The following is a 21,264-nucleotide window of genomic DNA, read 5'->3' as shown; positions in this document are numbered from 1 at the left end:
ACGGCTGCCGAGGCCGCCGCCCGGGACCTGGCGGGCGCGCTCGCCGCCGCGACCCGCCGCGCCGAGGCCGACGCCGAGACCCACACGGCGCGCGTCGCGGAGCTCGCCGAGGTGGCCGCCGGACACGCCGCCGCGGCTGCCGCCGAACGCGTCGCCGAGGCCGGGGCCCGGCACCACGGCGCCGCCGCCCGGGTCGCCGCCGCCCGGCTGCGTGCCACCCGGCTCGCCGAGGAACACTCCGCCGCAACGGCCGTCGTCGCGGGCTGGAACGCCGTCGCGACCGTCGACGCGGCCCGCCACGCCCGGCGTCGCGTCGTGTCGCTGGAGGAGCAGCTCACCGCGGCGACCGCCGAGGCCGCCCCGCTGCGCGCCCGCCTCGACGAGACCGCCGCCGGTTATGCCCACGCACTCGACGCGAGCATCGCCGCCCTCGACGCCCGGGTCGCCGCGCTCGACGCCGAGGTCGCCCAGGCCCGGGAGGCCGAGCGCGCGGCGCGGACAGCGGCGCAGGAGGCGTCCGAGCAACGGGGTGCCCTCGCCGGGGAGCTCACCGCGGTCACCCAGGCCCTCGCCGGCCTCGAGGCCGACCTCACCGCGGTCGCCGGACACCTCGACCACGCCCCTGCCGCCGCGATCGACGCGCCGGCGGTCGAGGACGCGATCGCCCGCAACGAGGGCCTCGACGCCGACGCCGCCGACGAGATCGAGCGGCTCACCGCCGAACGGGCCATGCTGCGCGAGCGCCGCGCCGAGCTCGCCGCCTCGGCCGACAGCGTCGGTGCCGCGCGCCGCGCCGCCGAACGCACCGCGGAGTCCACCGGCGCGCGCGCCGAGGAGCTGCGGGCCCGGGTCGACGAGCTGGCCGTCGACGAGCGGCTGCGCGCGCTCGCGGGTGGGGCCGACGTCGATCCCGTCGCCGAGGCCGTCGACCTCGCGGCCCTGCTCACCGCCGCGGTCTCCCGCGCCGAGCGTGGCCGGGTGGAGCTGGCGGTCGCCGACGCCGACGACGAACGCGCCCTCGCGACGCTGGGCGCCGACCGGCTGCTCCCGGCCGCGCTCGACGTCGTCCGGGCCGTCGACGTCCTCGACCGCGCCGGGATCCCGGTGACGACGGGCTGGCGCTACCTCGCCGACTCGGTGCCGCCGGAGCGGCGTGCCGAGCTGATGACGGTCGCACCGGCGCTGGCGGGTGGGTTGCTCGTCCACGAGGAACGCGACCTGCCCGCCGCCCGCGCGGCGCTGACCGCGTCGGGGCTGCGCCCCACGTCGCCGGTGGTGCTGGCCACGACCCGCGATCTCGACCGTGCCGCCGGTACGGACGTCGGGGCCTGGCTGTTGCCGCCCGCCGCCGCGCTGACCGACCGGGCCGCCGCGGGGGCGGAGATCGACCGGCGCGAGGCCGCCCGCGCGCACCGCGCCCGTGCCGACGCCGAGCTCGTCGCCCAGCGCGACGCCGACGCCGACCGGCGGCGCCGCCTCGACCAGCTGCGCGCCGACTGCCCGCCCGGCACCCTCGCCGCCCTCGACGCCGCCGCCGCGGAGGCCGCAGAGGCCGTCGCCACGGCTGACACCGACCTGGCCCGGATCGCGGCCGACGTCGCCGCGCTGGGCGCGCGGGAGGCCGACGCCGAGACCCGCCGCGGCGAGCTGGAACGGGCCCGCCGGAGCGCGGCCGCGGCGATCGCGACGCTGTCGGCGCTGCTCCCGCGCGTCCGTGACGCCGCAGACCGGCGTGCGCGTGCCGCGGAGCTGCCCGCCCGGATCGCCGCCCGCGGTGCCGAGGTGGAGCGCGCCACGGCCGCCGAGTCGCAGGCCCGCACCGCCGCCGGGGCGGCCGCCGACCAGGTCGTCGCGGTGCGCCGGGCACTCACCGAACAGCGCGATCTCCGCGCGTCGCTGCCCGATCCCGGACCCGGCACGGCCGCGATGTCGATCGACGACGCCCGGCGCGCCTTCGAGAGCGCCGACCAGGCCTACCGGCGGGAGGTGTCGGAGTCGTCCCTGGCCGTCGCGCTGGAGGAGGCCCGCCGGGCACTCGCCGCACCGGCCGCCCGGGTCGCCGGCCTGCGCGCCGACGTCCGGGCGCGCGCCGAGGCGCTGCTCGACGGGCCCGACGGTGCCGACCCCGCGACGCGCGACGCCGCCGCCGCGCGGGCCCAGGGTGTGGCCGAGCAGCTGACGTCGGCGACGGGGGAGCTGCGCGCGGAGCAACGCGACGCCGACGCCGAGCTGGCCGCGCACCCGGCACCGGCCGGGTCCGAGGAGCCGGATGTCGCAGCGGATCCCGCGGAGCTCGACGCCGTCCGCACCCGGGCGCTCGACGCCGCCACCGAGGCCGCCGCCCGCGCCTCCGAGCTGCTCGCCGCCAGGTCCGCCGCCGAGGACAGCGCCCGCGACGCGGAAGCGTTGCGCAGCAACGCCCGTGAACGGTCGACCGGGCTGACCCACCTGCTCGAACTGCTGCGCGTCGACCCGGGCACCTGCGACGACCCCGCCGAGGTGGGCTCGCTCGACGATGCGCACGCGGCCGTCACCGCGGCCCGTGCCGCCGTCGACGCCGCCCTCGCCCAGGCCCGAGAGGCCTCGACGACGGTCGAGGACGTGGCCCGCCGGATCGTCGTCTGGGCGGCCGCCGACCGGTTCGCCGCGGTCAAACCCGATGTGCGCGACCGGTTCCGCGTCGCCGACGTCGCCGGGGAGCTCGCGCCCGTCGCCGACACCCTCGCCGCCGACCTCGCCGTCTACGCGGTGAACCTGCGCGAGCGGCTCACCGACCTGGAGGAGGACAAGGGCGTCGTCGTCACCGCGATGACCGGCATGGTCCGCCAGGCACTGCGCTCGCTGTCACGGGCCCAGTCGCTGTCGGAGCTGCCCGGGACGCTGGGGGAGTGGGCCGGGCAGCGGTTCCTGGAGGTCGGGCCGCGGGCGAGCGTCGAGACCGCCGACGCCGTCGTCCGCGACCGGTGCTCCCGCCTCGTCGACTCCCTCACCTCCCGCGGCGCCGAGGTGCCGCGCGGCCTCGAACTGCTGTGGCAGGCCACCGACGCCGTCGTCGGCGACGGCAACTGGAAGGCGCGCGTCCTCAAACCGTCGACGACGTTCGCCGTCGAACGGGTGTCGGTCGAGCGGATGCGCAAATGGTCGGGTGGGGAGAAGGTGACGATCTCGCTGCTGCTGTTCTGCATGGTCGCCAAGCTGCGCGCCACCAGCCGCGGCCGCGACGTGCCCGGCCTGGGCGCGCTACCGCTGGACAACCCGCTGGGCAAGGCCAACTACGTCGTGTTCCTCGACCTGCAGCGCAAGGTCGCCGCCGCCAACGGCGTGCAGCTGATCTTCCTCACCGGCGTCGGGGACCTCAAGGCCGTCGGGCGGTTCCCCAACATCATCCGGATGCGCAACGTGGCGGGCGGGCCGTCGGCGTCGACACGGGGGCGCCAGTACGTCCGCCAGGAGGAACGCATCCTCGCCGACGCCGACCCGTCCGACGCGATCGACACGACCCGGGTCTGGCGCGAGGACCCCGTTCTCACCCTGATGTGACCCGCCTTGACCCTGATGTGAGGTGCCCGTGACCACGACCGAGCCGCAGCTCTCGCCGCTGGCCGCCCGGCTGGCCGACGTCGTCGGCGCCGCCCGCACCGGCCGCATCACCCTCGACGTGCTGCACGCCGCCGCGCACAAGGCCGACACGAGCCTCGCGGGTGCCGACGACGCCCGCACCCGGCTGCGCGCCGTCTGCGAGGAGCTGGCGGAGGCCGGTGTGGTGCGGCTGCCGCGGGTCGGCGGCACCGGGTGGGAGACGTTGCCCCGGCCCGCGCTGCCGCGGTTCGTCACCCGCGTGGGCCGGCCCGGCCTCGTGCCCGACCCCCCGGACGTGCAGCCCGCCACCGCGACCGCCTGGCACGCCGAGCTGCGCTGGGTGCCCGCGTTCCTGCGCGACGAGTACCCCACCCCCACCGAACGGACCCTGCTCGACGGTGTCCAGGAGCTGCTCGCCGCGGGCGGCGCCGACGACGTCGTTCCCGTCCAGGAACGGTCGCTGCGCCTGACCGGCGACGAGAAGGCCCTCGGCCGGATGCTGCGCGGCCGGCTCTTCCGCGACGGGCGGCTCACACCGGACCTTCTCGGCATCCGCCGGGCCCGCTGGCATCCCACCACCCGCCACGTCGGCGACGGGCCGATCACCCTCGTCGTCGAGAACGTCGCGACGTGGGAGTCGCTCGCCGACGCCCTGCCCGACGACGGCACCGTCGGCCAGGTGGTGTGGGGGATGGGCAACCAGCTCGGCGTCGTCCTGGAGGCGCTGGCCGAGGAACCGCCGGAGCAGCTGTCGTACTTCGGCGACCTCGATGCCGGCGGCCTGGAGATCGCCCGCCGCGGCGAGATGACCGCCGAGGCGCTCGGCCTGCCGGCCCTGAACCCGTCGACCCTCTACGCCTGGCTTCTCGACGAGGGCGAGCCGCAGCCCGCCCGGCCGTTCCTCGGCGACGTCGCGGAGCTGACCGCGTGGCTGCCCGACGGCCTGCGCGGGGCCGCCGCCGACCTGCTGCGCAGCGATACCCGGCTGGCCCAGGAGTGGATCGGGCGCGAGCAGCTCTCGGAGACGGACCTGCGCGACCTCCGCTAGCCGACGGCGGCCCGGAACGCGTCGAGCACGTCGTCGGAGAACAGCACGAACCTGGCCTCACGCACGGCGGAGCCGGTGGCGCGCACCGTCTCCACGGCGGCGCGGGCGGCGTCGCCGAGCGGCCAGCCGTAGATGCCGGCCGACACGGCGGGGAACGCGACGGTGGCCGCGCCCAGCTCGTCGGCCACCCGCAGCGACTCCCGGTAGCACGACTCCAGCAGGTGCCGACGGTCGTCCCGCTTCGCGTACACCGGCCCGACGGTGTGGATCACCCAGCGTGCCGGCAGGTCCCCGGCGGTGGTGGCGACGGCCTGACCGGTGGGCAGCCCGTCGGGGTACCGCGTGGCCCGCAGCTCCCGGCACTCGGCGAGGATCGCGGGCCCGCCGCGGCGGTGGATCGCGCCGTCGACACCGCCGCCCCCCAGCAACGACGAGTTCGCCGCGTTGACGACGGCGTCGACCTCGGCCGCGGTGATGTCGCCCCGCACGAGCACGATCTCGGTCACGCGTACCTCCTGTGAGTGGCGACGGTCGCCAGCGCTCACGACCTCTTCCGCAGCGCGGTCAGCAGCGGGATCGCGGCAATCTTCTCCTCGGTCAGCGAGGCCCACTCGATGTGGCCGGTCGGGCGGTCGCGGCGGGTGGCGCGGCAGTCGATCACCCGGTCCGGGGTGACGATCAGGTCGACGGGCGCGTCGTGCGACGACGTCGGGATGACGCCGGCAGGGCGGACCTGCAGCTCGTGGACCGTGGTCACGACGACCGTATCCGGCCCGATCAGCCCGGCCGCACTGGCGAGGGCGAACTCCAGGTCGGCGAACCCGCCGCCCTTGCCCAGCCGCGCACCGTCCTCGCCGACGGCGACGCACCCGGTGACGACGAGGTCGACCGGCTCCAGCTCGTCGACGGCGACGCGGCGGGCCGAGCGCATCGCGTTCTTGATCGAGACGGCCCTGCGTGGCGGGTCGGCGAGGTGGTCGGGGTCGAGCAGGAAGAAGGGCTCGTCCTCGGCGAGGCGTGGAACGGCCATGTAGACGGTCTTGCCGTCCTCCAGGGCCCGCTGCCGCACGGGGAGCTGCGCGGAGTCGGGGTTGGACTTCACACGGCGCGCCGCCGCCCACTCGGGCAGCTCGCGCAGCCGCTGCGCCGCGGCCTCGGCGCCGGTGAAGTTGGAGATCCGGTTGCGGGCCCCGGGAAAGCGCGCGACGCCGCCCTCGGTGAGCGAGGTCCACACCTCGTCGCGCAGCGCGGCCTTGGCCGCCAGCACCTCGGGGTCGCCGCCCGCGTCGTGGTCGTGCCGTCGTGCCATGCGCAGACCGTAGCCGGGCCACCGGCTCGCACCCACCTCGGTGAACGAGAACGGCACCGTGGCGCAGCTCAGTTGGGTGCGGGGGCCGTGGACGCCCTCTACGCGCTGCAGCTCGATGTCCGAGGTCGCCGACGGCCCGCTGACGAACGTGATCGGCCGGGCCGGGGTGAGCGCGGCGACCAGCTCCGGCACCGAGCCACGACCTGGTCGGCGCATCTCCTGCGTCGCCATCGACCTGGCCTTGACGACCTCCCGCGCACCCGTCGCCGCGACCAGCCGCGTGACGATCTCGTTGGCCTCGTTGGCGTCCCGGGCCCGGTGGACGACGCCGCCGCGGGCGGTGGCCTCGGACTCGAGACGTTCGAGGTGCTCGTCGAGCCGGGCCATTGTCGCGGCCTTGATCGCCTCGCCCGCCACCCGCAGCTGTTCCCAGTCGCCGCGCTCGGCGACGACGGCGGCCCGCTTCGCGCGGATCGTCGACGTCGCGTGCCCGAGGTCGGGGCGCAGCTGGGAGTCGGCGAGGGCGTCGCGGGCGGCGGCTCCCGGGAAACGGAAGGGTCGCTGGCGTTCCCGGCCGCCGGCACGAAGGATCAGGGGGGTGACGACCGAGACCCGGACCCGGCCCCCCCTGCGCCAGGTCCTCGCCCTCGGCGGGCTGTCGATGTTCGGGCCGCTGTCGATGGACCTCTACCTGCCCGGCCTGCCCGCGCTCACCGACGACCTGCACACCACCGAGGCCACCGGCCAGCTCACGATGTCGCTGTGCATGGTCGGACTCGCCGTGGGCCAGCTCGTCGCGGGCCCGCTGTCCGACCGCCGCGGCCGGCGGCTGCCGCTGCTCGTCGGCGTGGCCCTGTTCGCGGTGACGTCGCTGGCCTGCGCGTTCGCGCCGTCGATCGAGGTGCTGCTCGTGCTGCGGCTGCTGGGTGGGCTCGCGGGCGCGGTCGGGATCGTCGTGGCCAGGGCGATGGTGCGCGACCAGTGGGAGGGGCGGGCCGCGGCGCGGGTGTTCGCGCTGCTCATGGTCGTCAGCGGCGCCGCACCCGTGCTCGCTCCGGTGATCGGGAGCCAGCTGCTGCGGGTCACCGACTGGCGGGGCGTGTTCGTCGTCCTCGCCGGGATCGGGCTGGTGCTGCTCGTCGCCGCGTTCACCCTGCCCGAGACGCTCCCGCCGGCGCGGCGGTGCACCGGTGGGGCACGGAACACGCTGCGGGCGCTCGGCACGGTCGCGCGCGACCGTTCCTTCCTCGCCCCGGCCGCGGTGCTGGCGCTGGGGTGCTGCTCGATGTTCGTCTACATCGCGATGGGCAGCTTCGTCCTGCAGGCCGACGGGTACGGGCTCTCGCCGCAGCTCTACGGCATCGTGTTCGCCGTCAACGCCACCGGGATCGTGCTCGCCGGGCGGGTCTCGGCGTGGCTGGTCGACCGGGTCGGGCCGCGACGCCTCCTCGGCGCCGCCGTGGTGGCCGCTCTGGCCGCCGCGCTCGTGCTCGTCGCCGGGGTGCTCCTGACCCGCTCGGTGTGGGCCGTGCTGCCGCCGCTGTTCGTGATCGTCGGCGCCGTCGGGATGATCATGCCCAACGCCACCGCCCTCGCCATGTCGGGCCAGGCGACGTCGGCGGGGGCGGCGTCGGCGCTGCTGGGGCTGGGCCAGTTCCTGACCGGCGCCCTGATCCCGCCGGCCGCGTCGGCCGGCGGGGTGACCCCGCTCGTCATGGCGGTGACGATGGCGGGCACCGCTGCGGCCGCCGTCCTGCTGGCGGTCCCGGTGCTCCGCTCCCGCGATCCCGACCCCGGGCCGCCCCGCGACGGACCGCCCCGCGACGAGACGCCTCCCGGGACCCCGCCGGGTTCGCCCTGAGACTCCCGACCGTCACGTCCGGTCCGGTTCGCACGGGGAGTCCGGCGACGGGAATCACAGTCGGACAGGGCATCGCGGCGGGTTGGCCCGACGGGCGTCGGGGTAGCCCGAGCCGTTCATGCGACGCCCTCCCGGCGTCGCGACGAGAGGAGTCCCCAATGGGCATCATCATCGCGCTGCTGGTCGTCTGGCTGGTGCTCGTCGTCGTGGGGTTCGCCGTCAAGGCGCTGTTGTGGCTCGCGATCGTCGGCATCGTGCTGTTCGTGATCACCGGGATCGTCGGCGCCGTCCGCCGCCGGTCGGTGCGATGACGAGGCACTCCGGGCGCTGACACGCTCCACGACCTCCGCCGGGTTCGACCCCGGCCCGGTCCGATCATGATCGGAACCGGTCCCGTGACGAACTCGGCGGGTCGTGGTCAGTTCAGTTTCTCCTGCCAGTCCGGGGGCACGCGGCCTGCCGGACCCGGGACCGGCTGCTCCAGCGGGCGGTGCTGCGGATCGGCCAGCACCGGCCCGGCGACCACCCGGTTCGTGCCGAAGTCCCAGAACCAGTCCTCGCCCGGCTCGTAGCTCTGCACGACGCGGTGCCCGGTCCCGGCCGCGTGCCTGCTCGCGTGCTGCGACGGCGACGAGTCGCAGCAGCCCACGTGCCCGCACGATGCGCAGCGCCGCAGATGGAACCACCAGCCGCCGGTCTCGTCGCACTCGACGCAGCCCGCGCCCGACGGCGCCACCGACGGATCGATCCCGGTCATTCGTTCTCCTCATCCGCACTGGGCTCCAGCGGCAGCCGGACCTGGAACCGGGTGTCACCCGGCACCGACTCCACCCGCAGGTCGCCGCGATGGCGGTTCACCACGATCCGCCACGAGATGTCCAGCCCGAGCCCGGTGCCCTCGCCGAACGGTTTCGTCGTGAAGAACGGCTCGAAGATCCGGTTCCGGATGTCGGCGGGAATGCCGGGGCCGGTGTCACCGATCTCGACGAGCGCCCGGTCGCCCTCACGCGCCGTCCGCACCGTGAGCGTGCCGGTGCCCTCCATCGCGGCGACGGCGTTGTCGATCACGTTCGTCCACACCTGGTTGAGCTCCGCGGCGTAGACGGGCACCGGCGGCAACGAGCGGTCGTAGTCCTTCACGACGCGGATGTCGCCGATCTTGCGCCCCAGCATGATCAGCGTGGAGTCGAGCAGCTCGTGCAGGTCCGTCGTCCGGTAGGGCGCGCGGTCCATCTGCGAGTACTGCTTGGCCGCGCCGACGAGCGTCGACACCCGCGTCGTCGAGTCGGCGATCTCGTTCATCAGCAGCTCGGTCTCGACGGTGTAGTTCAGCCAGCGGATCGCCCCCTCCAGGGCGCCCGTCAGGCCTGCGGCCTCGGCCCTGGCCACGACCTGCTCGAACCAGTCGACGTCGAGCCCGGCCTGCACGAACGTCGGCGCCAGGTCCCAGCCGTCGGCGATGCCGTGCTCGTCGAGCCAGTCGCTGAGCGCGTCCTCACGGTCGCCCGCCTCGATCGGCGTCAGCGTCGGTGCCTTCGCGACACGCTCCGCCGCCTCCTCCTGGATGGCGGTCAACGACTGCAGTGCCACCCTGTCCAGCGAGCCGCCCGCGATCATCCCGAGCTTGTGGCGCATGCCCGCGACCCGCTCGCGCAGCAGCGCCGTCGCCCGCACCGCCGCGGCGGCGGGGTTGTTGAGCTCGTGCGTCAGGCCCGCGGACAGCGACCCCAGCGCCAGCAGCCGTTCACGCTGGCTGACGGCCTGCTGGGTGTTCTGGATGCCGAAGAACAGGCCCTCCAGCAGGTGCAGCGCCATCGGGAACCACTGGCGCATCATCTCCTGCAACTTGCTGGCGTCGAGGACGAAGAACGTCGACGGGCGGGTCACGCGCAGCGTGTTGTTGTAGGTCTGCGGCACCCGGTCGCCCAGGTAGGCGTGCCAGGCGCCGGCGTAGACGCCCGGCTGCTCGGTGCGCTCGACCTCGACGTCCTCGTCGCCGGACCGGCGCTGCAGTACCACCGCGCCCTCGACGAGGACGTAGAAGCACGTCGCGACGTCGCCCTCGGTGTAGACGGGCCCGGCCGGGAAGCGTTCGACCGAGCCCTCCCGGCACAGCCAGTCGAGCTGCTCGTCGGACAGCTTCTCGAACAGGAACAGGCTGCGCAGCAGGGTGGGAGTGCACTCCGTTCCCTGACCGGCGGTGGTCATGACCGCTCCAGGTACCGGTGCACCAGGGAGACGGCCATCGCGCCGTCCCCGACCGCCGATGCCACCCGCTTCACCGACTCCGCACGGGCGTCACCGGCGACGAACACACCCGGCTGGCTCGTCTCCAGCAGGTAGGGGTCGCGGTCGAGCGGCCAGCCCGGTGGCCGGGCCCCGCCCGTCATCAGGTCGGGCCCGGCCAGCACGAACCCGGCCCGGTCGCGGGCCACGAGCCCGTCGAGCCAGTCCGTGCGCGGTGCGGCGCCGATGAACACGAACAGCCAGGGCGTGTCGACGACCTCCTCTGCTCCGGTGTTCCGGTCGCGCAGCCGCAGCCGCTCCAGGTGCCCGTCGCCCGCGGCCTCGACGACCTCGGTACAGGTCCGGACGATGATCTCGGGGATGCCGGCGATCTGCTCGACGAGGTAGTGCGACATCGACGACTCCAGTGACGCCCCGCGTACCAGCAGCGTCACCGACTTCGCGTGCCGTGCGAAGTACACCGCCGCCTGCCCCGCCGAGTTCGCGCCGCCGACGATGTAGACGTCGTCACCCGTGCAGCTCGCCGCCTGGCTCAGCGCCGACCCGTAGTAGACGCCGCGCCCGGCGAGGTCCGCGAGGCCCGGCGCCGCCAGCTCCCGGTACGACACGCCCGTCGCGAGGACGACGGCGTGCGACGTGATCGCCGAACCGTCCGAGAAGTGGACCGTGCGCCCCGAGCCGTCGACGTCCAGGCCGACGACGTCGCGCGCCGTCAGCACCTCGGCGCCCATCCGGACCGCCTGCCGGCGTGCCCGGTCGGTGAGCTGGGCGCCCGAGACGCCGTCGGGGAAGCCGAGGTAGTTCTCGATCCGGGAGCTCTGCCCGGCCTGCCCACCCGTCGCCGTGCGCTCGACGAGCACCGTGCGCAGACCCTCCGACGCCCCGTAGACCGCCGCGCCCAGCCCGGCCGGGCCGCCGCCGATCACGACGAGGTCGTAGAACTCCGCGGCAGGCGTCGTCGACAGCCCGACGCGTTCGGCCAGCTCCGCGTCGCCCGGGGCGACGAGGGTCTCGCCCGCAGGCGTCACCACGACCGGCAGTGTCTGGCCGTCGAGGCCCGCCGCGGCCAGCAGCCGGCCGGCCTCCGGGTCGTCGCTGGGGTACCAGCGGTAGGGCACCTGGTTGCGGGCCAGGAAGTCACGCACCTCGTTCGACCGCGCCGACCAGCGGTGACCCACGACGCGCGTCTCGCACACCGGTCGCCGGTCCGAGGAACGCCACGCCTCCAGCAGCGCGTCGAGGACCGGGTAGAGCTTCTCCTCGGGCGGGTCCCACGGCTTGAGCAGATAGTGGTCGAGATCGACGACGTTGATCGCCGTGATCGCCGCGTCCGTGTCGGCGTAGGCCGTCAGCAGCACCCGGCGCGCCACCGGGTACAGGTCCATCGCCGCCTCCAGGAACTGCAGCCCGTCCATGCCGGGCATCCGGAAGTCGGCCAGCAGCACGGCGACCTCGTCACCGCGCAGCGTCATCTCGCGCAACGCTTCCAGCGCCTGTTCGCCGGACTCGGCGCGCACGATCCGGTGGTGCTCGCCGTATCTGCGTCGCAGGTCGCGGGCCACGGCGCGCGACACCGAGGGATCGTCGTCGACCGTGACGATCGCGGGCCTGGCCGGGATCAAACTCGCCGTCATGACATCGAGTCTGCCTGGTTCGTCCAGCCCCCGGACGGACGCAGCCCGGCCGGGCCGCTCACACCCCCCGCCGTGCTCGGCAGGAGACTGGTTCGATCATGGTCGGGAGCCGTCTCGGGCCGAACCCGGCGGGACCGCGTCGCCGATCAGGATGCTCACGGGGCGCGTCGTCCCTGACGCGCGCCCTGTGCGTCGTCCTCACACATGCTCGCGTCACTGCGGGTGATCATCGCCGCGGTGGCGGCGTTCGGCCGGTCGGCGAACCGCTCGAACGGCCGGGCCAGGAAGGTGGCGCGGTACATCGTGGACCGGTGCCCGGGGACCTGCGCGTAGCTCATCCACGCGACCAGCGCGGCGCAGAAGAGCCCGGCGCAGAACGAGCTGCGCCCGGCGAACAGGACCGCCGCGAACGCCGCCGGCCCATCCGGTCCGCGCGGTGCGACGCTGCGGGACGGTATGGGCCCGCTCGCTGCCCCCGACGGGGAGCCGGGAGCGGCGGCGGGTACCAGAAGCGTCGCCGCCGCAGGTGCGCGACGGCCGGCGCTGCCTCCTCGGCGTGACGTCCCGCGCGTGTCCCTGCCGCAGAACGCGCACGCCGTGCCAGCGCCACGGCCACAACACCACCAGCAGCGCCACCCCTGTGCCACCTGCGTACGGCGCCGCCAACAGATCGTTCACCCACAGCCCCTCTCGTGGGGGCGGACGCCAGGGACCGGCCTCTCGGCGCGAGGGGATTTCGATCATGGTCACCCGCCCGGGCGACCCGGCCGATCGGGGCCGCGCGAGCGGTCGGCCCCGTCCCACCGCCGAGTTCGGCCTCAGAATGGTTCCGACCATGATCGAACCAGTCTGGTGGCAGTGTCGGGGTGGTGTCGAGTTCGGCGCCGGGGTGGGTCGGTCCGGTCGCGAGGGTCAGGTACCGAGGCGGTCGCGCAGGCCCGAGGCCCGGCCGACGGGACGGGCGACCGCGGCACGCACGGCCGCCTCCGACCCGACGACGCGCACCCGCTCGATGGCACGGGTGACCGCCGTGTAGAGCAGCTCGCGGGTGAGCAGCGGCGACTCCGGCGGCGGCAGCACCACGGTGACCTGGGAGAACTGGCTTCCCTGGGCGCGGTGGACCGTCATCGCGTGGACGCTCTGCGGCTGCGAGAGCCGGGCCGTGGCCACCCGCAGCGGCGCCCCGCCGCGACCGAACACCGCCCGCGTCCGGCCGTCCTCGCGGACCAGGACGCCGGTGTCGCCGTTGTAGAGGTTCAGGTCGTAGTCGTTGGTGGTGACCAGCACCGCGCGGCCCGGGAACCACTCGCCGTCGTCCGCGCCCGGGCCGACCCCGGCGTCGGCGAGCCAGCGTTCGACCTCCCATCCCCACCGGGTCACGCCGTAGGGGCCGCGGCGGTGCGCGCACAGCAGCCGGTGGCGGTCGAGTGCCTCCAGCGCCTTCTCGACGTCGCCTGCGCGGGCGTGCTCGACGAGCGTGGCGTTGGCCGCGACGACCTCGGCGCGCACGGCGTCGAGGCCCGGCGGGTCGCGCAGCTCCAGCGTCGGTGCCTCGACGAACTCGACGGCGCCCCCCTCGCCGGAACGCAGCGCGGCGACGGCGGCGTCGGCGTCGCCGTCGCGGATGGCGCGGGCGAGCGCGGCGATCTCCGTGCCGAACCGCCACGTCCGGTCGAGTGTGACGACACCGTGGACGATCGGGGCGTCGTCCGGTGCGAGCGCGCCGAGCGACCGCAGCGTCGCGTCGAGGGCGGGCTCACCGGCGCCGGGGGCCCGGGCGAGGTCGCCCAGCACCGCGCCGGCCTCGACCGACGCCAGCTGGTCCGGGTCGCCGACCAGCACGAGCCTGGCGTCGGGCCTGACGGCCTCCAGGAGCCTGGCCATCATCGTCAGCGACACCATCGACGTCTCGTCGACGACGACGACGTCGTGCGGCAGCCGGTTGGTGCGGTCGTGGTGGAACCGGTTGGAGTGGCCGGGCCGGAAGCCGAGCAGGCGGTGCAGCGTCGAGGCGGGGAGGTCACCGAGCCGTTCGCGGTCGGCGTCGGGAAGGTGGCGGACCTGTTCGCGGACGGCCTCGGCGAGCCGGGCGGCGGCCTTGCCGGTGGGAGCGGCGAGCGCGATGCGCGGCGGGGGGCCGGGCTGGTCGCGCAGCAGGGCGAGGAGCCGGGCGACGGTCGTTGTCTTGCCCGTGCCGGGCCCACCCGCGAGGACGGTGACCCGGCGCAACGAGGCGACGGCGGCGGCGAGCAGCTGCCGGTCGGACCCGGCGGCGTCGGCGGCGGTGTCGAACAGCCGGCCGAGCCCGGCCCGGAGACGGTCGACGTCGACCCGCGGCGGCGCCGCGGTGGCGCGGTCGCGCAGCTCGGTGCGGACCTCCTCCTCCTGGCGCCAGTACCGGTCGAGGTAGAGCAGCCCGGCCGGCATCCGCAGGGGTGCGACGCCCTCGGCCGGATCGGCCGACACCAGCGGGCTCGCGAGGCACGCGGCACGCCACGCGGGCGGATCGGGCCACGGCAGGGTCGAGACGTCGACGAGCTCGTCACCCTCGCCGAGCACCGTGGTGCCGACCTCGTCGAGGTCGACGCACACCGACCCGTGCCGCACCGCCCGCACGGCCAGGGCGGCGGCGAGCAGCACCGTCTCGTCGGTCTCCCGGCCGAGGCGGCCGAGCCGGGTGGCGACGTGTACGTCGGCCGCCGCGAGCACACCTGCGGAGTTGAACGCGGCGAGCAGCCCGCCGGCGCCACGGGCGAACCGGGGGTCGTGGGGGTCGGTGTCCGGGACGCGGGTCGGAGCGGTCATGCGGTTCCCTCGTCGAGCAGCCGGGACAGGTCGGTGACCAGCGCGGGCGGCGGCGCCCACGAGAACACCCCGGCCGGGACGCCGTCGACCGCCGGGGTGCCGGGCCCGCACATCCCGCGCAGGAACAGGTAGAGCGCACCACCGAGGTGGGTGGCCGGGTCGTAGCCGGGCAGCCGCCAGCGCAGGTAGCGATGCAGCGCCACCGCGTAGAGCAGGGCCTGCAGCGGGTAGTGCGCCGCCGTCATGGCGTTCGTGAGCGCCGCGGGGCCGTAGTGCGCCGAGGTCAGCGGCACGTGCCCCTCGGGCCCGACCGGGCCGAGCCAGTTCGTCTTGTAGTCGACGATCACGTAGCGGCCCCCGACGCGCAGCACCGCGTCGATGCTGCCGGTGAGGTAGCCGCGCAGCGGCTGGTCGGCCAGCAGCGGCGCGTCGAGGTGGTCGGGGTAGCCGGCAAGCGGGTCGTCGGCGGGCAGGTGCGCGCGCAGCAGCCGGGCGACGTCGGCGAGGACGGGGGAGGGGCCCGGCCGGTCGCCGCCGGCGAGGGGGAGCTCGAAGTCGAGCTCGCTGAGCCGGTCGGCAGGGGCGACGTCGGCCAGCGTGGCACCGCCGACGAGCGGCCCGAGCGGGGTGCGGGCCACCGGGACGAGGGCGGCGGCCAGCTCGTCGGGGTCGACCGCGGCGGGCCGGCGCGCCAGCTCGACGCGGGCGCGGGCGGCCAGCTCGGCACGCAGGTCGGGGACGGAGGTGTCGGCGGCCTCGAACACCGAGTGCACGAGCGTGCCGAACGCCGTGCCCATCGGCAGGTCGGCCATCGGCGACGGAACCGCCCGCGCCGCAACGGGATCGACGACGGACGACAGCGGATCGGGCGCCGGCTCGTCGGCCAGCCCCGGCTCCTCCGGCTCGCTCACGACAGCGGGGGACTGCGGCCCGGCGTCGTGAGCCGCCGCGGTGAGCGCGCTGTAGGAGGTGCGCCGCCAGTCGAGGTCGACCTCGCGGTCGAAGTGCGCCGCGCCGAGGATCGGGACCGCCGCCGCGGGCGGGACCCACGGGGCGGGCACGTCGTCGCCGACCCGCTCGACCACGACGTGTGGTGCCCCGTCGGGGCCGCGACCTGCGCGCTCGACCAGCGCGGTGAACATCGGGCCCGGGTCGCGTGGTACCGCGCACGTCTCGCGCGGGGTCTCACCCGGCCCGGCGCCGCCGGCGAGCATCCGGTGCAGCGACGACTTCGCCGTCGTCGTCGCAGGGACCCACCAGGCGAGGATCTGGGACCGCGCCCGGGTGAGCGCGACGTAGAGCAGCCGCAGGTCCTCCCCGGCCTCCTCGGCGAGGTGGACACCCTGCCGTTCGAGGAACCGTGGCCCCGACGGGCCGCCGACGTCGAGCACCCGCTGCTGGTCGGCGCCCTCGTGCAGGCGGGCCAGCTTGGGTTCCTGCACGTTGCGGTCCCACGCGAACGGCACCGCGACGATCGGGTACTCCTGGCCCTTGCTGCGGTGCACGGTGACGATCTGGACGGCGTCGGCGTCGGACTCCAGCCGCCGGCTGCGCTCGGCGCCGGTGTCGGAGCCGGCCTCGCCGATCCGCCGGCGCAGCCATTCCACCAGCGCGGACGGCCCGAGGTGCTCCCGGGTGGCGGCATGGTGCAGGGCCTGGCCGATGTGGCGCAGGTCGGTGAGGGTGCGGTCGCCGTCGGTGCGGGCGAGCAACCGCTGGGCGAGGCGGCGGCGCTCGGACACCGCCTCCAGGAGCGCCGCGACACCGCGGCCGCGCAGCGCGCCCGCCCAGTCGCGCAGGTCGTCGCCGAGACTCTCGACGACGGCGTCGGCGTCGGCGCCGCACAGGTCGGCGACCGTGACCCCGGCGAAGCAGGTCAGGGCGGCGGCGCGGAGCCGCAGCCCGCTGTGGGGCTGCTCGAGCGCCTCGAGCAGCGTCAGCCAGTCGGCGGCGACGGGGGTGCCGAACACGCTGCGGGTCCCCGTGACGACGGCGGGCACCCCGGCGTCGCGCAGCGCCCGGTTGACCAGCTCGGCCTGGTCGTTGGTGCGGACGAGCACCGCGACGTCGCCGGGCAGGACGGGGCGTTCGCGGCCGTCGGCGGGGACGATCCGTGCGGCGCCGGCCAGCAGCCCGGCGATCTGGGCGGCGACGTCCGCGGCGACCTGCGGGCGGGCCGCGTCGACCCGGCCCACGCCGTGGAACAGCCTGCCCAGCCGCTCGGTCCCGACGATCCGCACCCGCAGCGGCGCGTCGCAGGCCGACCCGCGCAGTGTGCGGCCCTGCTCGGCGGCGGTGACCGGGTGGACGACGATGTCGCGGTCGCCGAGTGCGGCCTCGTCGAAGACGGCCTCCACGGCCCGCACGACCGCCCGGTCGCTGCGGTAGTTCGTGTCGAGGGTGAACCGTTCGCCCGCGCCCGCCGCCGCCTGCAGGTAGCTGACGACATCGGCGCCGCGGAACGCGTAGATCGCCTGCTTGGGGTCGCCGATCAGGACGAGCGTGGTGTGCCCGTGGAACGCCGCGGACAGGATGCGCCACTGCACCGGGTCGGTGTCCTGGAACTCGTCGACGAGCACCACGCGGTAGCGGCTGCGCAGCCGCGCCGCGGCGGCCTCGCCGCGGACCGGGTCGGACAGGGCGGCGTCGAGGCGGGTGAGCATGTCGTCGTAGCTGAAGAGCTTCGCCGCCCGCCTGCGCCGGTCGACCTCGCGGCGGACCGCCTCGGCGAAGCTGCGGCGGGTCGCCGCGACGGATCCGGCGTCGGCGTCGACCGGTTCGATGCGGGCCTGCGGGTCCCCGACGACGGCCCGGGCCAGGTCGAGGGCCTCGTCGCGGCCGAACGCGGGCCGGTCGGCGCCCGTGGTGGCGTACTTGCGGACGTAGAAGTCGTCGACGACCTCCTCGACGAGGTCGTCGACCGACTCGACGAACAGCGCGTCGGGGTCGGCGTCGCCGAGGACGCCCAGGCCGGCGAGCATCCGCTGGCAGAACTGGTGCGTCGTGGCGATCGTGGCCGCGTCGAACTCGGCGACGGCGAGGCGCAGCCGTTCCCGGCGCGCCGCGACGGCGGCGTCGTCGCCCGTGGCGAGGTGGCGGAGCACGACGTCGGCGGCGGCGCGGGCCGCGGCCGGGTCGGCGAGGGCACGCTCGGTGGCGGTGAGCCGCTCCCGGACGCGTTCGCGCAGCTCGTGGGTGGCCTCACGGCCGAACGTGACCAGCATCAGCTCCGAGAGCGTGGCCACGCCCTCGGCGACGTAGCGGGCCGCGAGGGCGGCGATCGTGTACGTCTTGCCGGTCCCGGCGCTGGCCTCCAGCACGGTCGTCGCGCCGGCGGCGGGCAGCGGCCCGCACACCTCGAACGGCCGCGCCGGCAGGACCGGGGTGGTCGCGATGGCGGTCACGGCAGGCTCATCTCCTCGGCCGCGAGCAGCGGCGTCCAGATCCGCATCGCGAGCTCCCCGAACCGGGTCGGCTCCTCACCACTGCGCGCCGGGTCGGCGAGCAGGACGTCGAGCGCGGTGCCGGGGCCCCACACCAGGGTGTGCGCGGCGTCGTCGCGTTCGGGCCCGTAGCGGCCGGCCCACTGGCTGCGGGCGGCGTCGACGGCGTCGTCGGGCGTGCGGTTGCGCATCCGGCGGCGGTTCGCGTAGGCGTAGGACGACTTCAGCGCCAGCGGCAGCGCCGTGCACAGCCCGTCGCGGTGCAGGGCGAGCAGGTCGGCCAGCAGCACCGCGGCCCGGCCCTGCTCCACGGGGCCGAGCACCGAGCGTTCCGGGCCGTCGGAGCCGCGGCCGATCGTGACCGCCCGCCACGTCGTGTCGGGACGCGCCGCGGTGAGTGCGAGCAGCCGCACCCACGCCCCGACCCGGTGCTTGGCGCCGAGCCGGGAGAACCCGGCGGTCACGACGTCGCCCGTCGCGCCCGGCCCCGACCCGGTGCGCACCACCCCGCCGACCGTCCCGACCAGGCGCACCCCGGCGACCGTCGCGGTGACGTCGAGCGACTCGGGCGGTGAGCTCCACAGCGGCAGCGTCGCGGCCACGAGCGGCTCGACGTCGGCCACCACGTCGCCGAGGATCCGCTGCCCCAGTGCGCCGGGCGGGAGCGCCCCGCGGCGCCACTCGGCGGCCCGGCAGGCGTCGAGGTCGTGGCCGGCGAGCCGGTCGGCCAGCAGCCGCGCCCCGATGTGCCAGCGCTGCAGCTGGTCGAGCTCGACGGGCAGCGCGTCGTCCGGGTCGTCGTCGGCGGCGAAGACCGACACCCCGACCCGCTGGCGCAGGAACGCCTTCGCCGGGCCCTCCAGGAACCGGACCAGGTCGTCGAGCTCCACCTCGGTGGCCGGTGACGGCGCCGGCAGCGGCCCCGGCAGCAGTGGGGGCGGCGGGGTGCGGACGCCCGTGGCGGCCACGGCACCGGCGAGCGCCGCCCGGTCGAAGCTGAACGGCCGCGGCCCGCCGAGCGCGTCGCCGGTGAAGTTCAGGGAGTCGAAGGGCTGCAACGGATGACGGACCACGACGTGGTCGCGCGCCCGCCCGCCGTCGGGGGCGACCGCGATCGTGTCGAGCGCGTCGAGCAGCTCACCGACGGGCACCGACGGCGGCCTGCGGACGTTCGTGCGCTCGTCGGCTCCGGAGTGCACGACGACGAGGTGTTCCGTCGCCGCGCCGATCGCGTCGAGCAACAGCTGGCGGTCCTCGCTGCGCGGGTCGCGCTCGCCGACGCGCGGGTCGCGGGCCAGCACGTCGTCGCCGTCGGGCTCGCCCGCCCGGGGGAAGGCGCCGTCGTCGAGGCCGAGCAGGCACACCACGCGGTGCGGCACCGACCGCATCGGCACCAGCGTCGCTACGGTGAGCGTGCCGGTGCGGAAGTTCGCGCGCGTCGGGCGCCCGCGTAGCCGGTCGGTGAGCAGGCCGCGCACGTCGGGCAGGCCCAGCGCGACCGTGCCCGCGTGCGGGCCCGCCGAGGCCGTGACCTCGGCCAGCTCGGCCCGCGCCTGCGCGGCCTGCCACGCGTCGGTCGGGGTGGTCGTGGTCAGCGCGTCGAGGCCGGCGGCGAGGGCGGCGCCCCACTGGGCCAGCGTCCGCTCGCCGCGGAGCCCGGCCAGTACCGTGGCGAGGCGTTCGACCAGCTCGGCGAACCGGCCGACGGTGTCGACGTCGGAGCTGCCGACGTCGTCGAGCGGGAGGGCCGTGTCGAGGAACTGCCGGTCGGCCTCGTCCATCGCGACGCCCAGCAGCAACCGGTCGAGCCCCGCCGACCACGTGTTCTGCGGGAAACCGCCCAACGCGAACGGGCCGCGGTGCTCCGCGTCGAGCCCCCAGCGCACCCCCGCGCCGACGACGAGCTCACGGAGCCGGTCGAGCGCGTCGTCGTCGAACCGGAAGCGGCGGCGCACCGGCTCGGTACCCGCGAGGTCGAGCACCTGGGTGGCGGTGAGCCGGGCATCGGCCAGCTCCAGCAGCGTCGCGACCGTGTCGAGCAGCGGGTTGACCTGGCGCAGCGCCCGGTCGGCCAGCCGGACCGGCAGCCGGTGACCCGGGTGGCCCGCGTCCGCTCCGGCGCCGCCCTCGCCGGTGGCCAGGCCGAACGTCGCCGAGATCAGCGGCGCGAACGTCTCGATGTCGGGGCACATGACGACGACGTCGCGCGGCTCCAGCGTCGGGTCGGCCGCCAGCAGCCCGAGCACGACCTCGCGCAGCACCTCGACCTGCCGGTCGGGGCCGTGGCAGGCGTGCACGGTGACGCTGCGGTCGGCCGGGGCGAGGACCACGGGCGCGGCGCCGGGGGCGGTGTCGTCGCGCAGGCTGCGCTGCAGTGCCCCGAGCAGCGTCGGCGGCGGCGTCTCACCGTCGTGGTGGATGTCGGCCCCGACGGGCAGCCGCAGCTGCAGCTCCCGCACGTCGCGGCCCAGCGAGGCGAGCAGCGGGTTGGCGACGGCGGCGGCGCTGTCGTCGGCGGCGCGCCGCGGCGCGGTGCCGCCCTGGGCCGAGAGCGCTCCCCACAGCACCGGTGAGGGGTGCGCGATCCACAGGTGGACGTCGCGGTGCACGGCAAGCGCGTCGAGCACCGCGAGCCGGCTCGCGGCGAGCCGCGTCGGGCCGAACACCGACAGCCGCGGCGGCAGCGTGGTCCGGCCGGGCTCCGCGCGCAGCACCGCGCACGCCGCCTCGACGCGCTCGGCGGGGCCGGGGACCCCGATGTGCGCCCGCAGCCGGCGCCACAGCTCGGCCTGCCAGCGCAGGTCGGGCGCGAGCGGCGTGCCGCCCGGGGCGTCGACGTCGACCCCCGCGAGCCACGCCGCGAGCATCCCGGGCCGGTGCGCGGCGTACGAGGCGTAGAGGTCGGCGAGGCGCCGGGCCAGCGCGTAGCGCCGGCCACGGCGGTGCCCGTCGGCCGCGGCGGTGCCCAGGTGGGCCCCCAGCAGCGCGAACCCGGCCTCGCCCGCAGCCTCGTCGACCAGCTCCAGCAGCGGCCAGACCGCCCGCGCGGGCCGCCACGGGTCGTCGCCCGGGTCGGTCCCCGTCGCGGCGCACACCGCGGCGTCGACCACCTCGGTGGGTGAGGGGAACCGCACGTTGGCGCACACCCCGTCGCCCCGGCCGTCGCGGGTGCCGAGACGGTGCGCCAGGCGCTGGGCGAGCCAGCGCTCGACGCCGCGCTCGGGCACCGCGACGACCTCGACGGCGAACGGGTCGGCCGGGACCTCGGCGAGGATCCCGGCGAGCGCGTCGGCGAGGGTGTCGGCGCGTTCGGCGCGGTGGACGTGCAGCACGCCCGG

13 protein-coding genes are annotated in these 21,264 nt (G+C 76.1%); 4 read left to right on the top strand and 9 right to left on the bottom strand.

The window, feature by feature from the left end:
* Positions 1–3,540: hypothetical protein (locus tag TOK_RS32330; protein ID WP_098956340.1), on the top strand; the 3,540-nt coding region annotated here is incomplete at its 5' end.
* Positions 3,541–3,568: 28 nt separating this feature from the next.
* Complete coding sequence (locus tag TOK_RS03630; protein ID WP_098956339.1) at positions 3,569–4,627, top strand: Wadjet anti-phage system protein JetD domain-containing protein; 1,059 nt, start codon at positions 3,569–3,571, stop codon at positions 4,625–4,627.
* Here TOK_RS03630 and TOK_RS03625 read toward each other — a convergent pair.
* A complete protein-coding gene (locus tag TOK_RS03625) occupies positions 4,624–5,133 on the bottom strand; it encodes an O-acetyl-ADP-ribose deacetylase (RefSeq protein WP_098956338.1) in 510 nt (169 codons plus the stop codon). The two genes, TOK_RS03630 and TOK_RS03625, sit on opposite strands and share 4 nt — an antisense overlap.
* A 35-nt stretch (positions 5,134–5,168) precedes the next feature.
* Positions 5,169–6,353 (bottom strand): 5-formyltetrahydrofolate cyclo-ligase, encoded by a 1,185-nt coding sequence (locus TOK_RS33750; RefSeq protein WP_253258160.1) that lies wholly within the window; start codon positions 6,351–6,353, stop codon positions 5,169–5,171.
* A 181-nt stretch (positions 6,354–6,534) separates the two neighbouring features.
* Between TOK_RS33750 and TOK_RS03615 the strand changes: the two genes are divergently transcribed.
* Together TOK_RS03615 and TOK_RS32320 are read left to right on the top strand one after the other, a co-directional pair.
* On the top strand, positions 6,535–7,797 hold the full coding sequence (locus TOK_RS03615; RefSeq protein ID WP_253258159.1) for a multidrug effflux MFS transporter: 1,263 nt from the start codon (positions 6,535–6,537) through the stop codon (positions 7,795–7,797).
* A 158-nt stretch (positions 7,798–7,955) separates the two neighbouring features.
* Positions 7,956–8,108: a hypothetical protein gene (locus tag TOK_RS32320; RefSeq protein ID WP_172457389.1), complete on the top strand. Its 153-nt coding sequence runs from the start codon at positions 7,956–7,958 to the stop codon at positions 8,106–8,108.
* Between the two features lie 107 nt (positions 8,109–8,215).
* Here the strand turns inward: TOK_RS32320 and TOK_RS03610 are convergent, their stop codons facing one another.
* The 7 genes from TOK_RS03610 to recC form a co-directional block, all read right to left on the bottom strand.
* Positions 8,216–8,554: a UBP-type zinc finger domain-containing protein gene (locus tag TOK_RS03610; protein WP_098956337.1), complete on the bottom strand. Its 339-nt coding sequence runs from the start codon at positions 8,552–8,554 to the stop codon at positions 8,216–8,218.
* The gene (locus TOK_RS03605; protein WP_098956336.1) at positions 8,551–10,005 is read right to left on the bottom strand and encodes an ATP-binding protein; all 1,455 of its coding nucleotides are present in this window, start codon (positions 10,003–10,005) and stop codon (positions 8,551–8,553) included. Before TOK_RS03605 ends, TOK_RS03610 begins: the two co-directional genes overlap by 4 nt.
* Positions 10,002–11,678, bottom strand: a complete 1,677-nt coding sequence (locus TOK_RS03600; RefSeq protein ID WP_098956335.1) for an FAD-dependent oxidoreductase — start codon at positions 11,676–11,678, stop codon at positions 10,002–10,004. The genes TOK_RS03605 and TOK_RS03600 overlap by 4 nt, the downstream gene beginning before the upstream one ends.
* A 155-nt stretch (positions 11,679–11,833) precedes the next feature.
* On the bottom strand, positions 11,834–12,016 hold the full coding sequence (locus tag TOK_RS03595; protein ID WP_098956334.1) for a hypothetical protein: 183 nt from the start codon (positions 12,014–12,016) through the stop codon (positions 11,834–11,836).
* A gap of 574 nt (positions 12,017–12,590) precedes the next feature.
* Positions 12,591–14,483 (bottom strand): exodeoxyribonuclease V subunit alpha, encoded by a 1,893-nt coding sequence (gene recD / locus TOK_RS03590; RefSeq protein ID WP_098956333.1) that lies wholly within the window; start codon positions 14,481–14,483, stop codon positions 12,591–12,593.
* On the bottom strand, positions 14,480–17,887 hold the full coding sequence (locus tag TOK_RS03585) for a UvrD-helicase domain-containing protein (protein WP_098956332.1): 3,408 nt from the start codon (positions 17,885–17,887) through the stop codon (positions 14,480–14,482). The genes recD and TOK_RS03585 overlap by 4 nt, the downstream gene beginning before the upstream one ends.
* Positions 17,884–21,258: an exodeoxyribonuclease V subunit gamma gene (recC, locus tag TOK_RS03580; protein WP_098956353.1), complete on the bottom strand. Its 3,375-nt coding sequence runs from the start codon at positions 21,256–21,258 to the stop codon at positions 17,884–17,886. Before recC ends, TOK_RS03585 begins: the two co-directional genes overlap by 4 nt.
* Positions 21,259–21,264 lie beyond the last annotated feature (6 nt).

Origin of the sequence: Pseudonocardia sp. N23 (genome assembly GCF_002583555.1) — a bacterium.
GTDB lineage: Bacteria > Actinomycetota > Actinomycetes > Mycobacteriales > Pseudonocardiaceae > Pseudonocardia.
The sequence above is the reverse complement of the archived record's forward strand: the minus strand, read 5'-3'. Positions and strand labels throughout refer to the sequence as shown.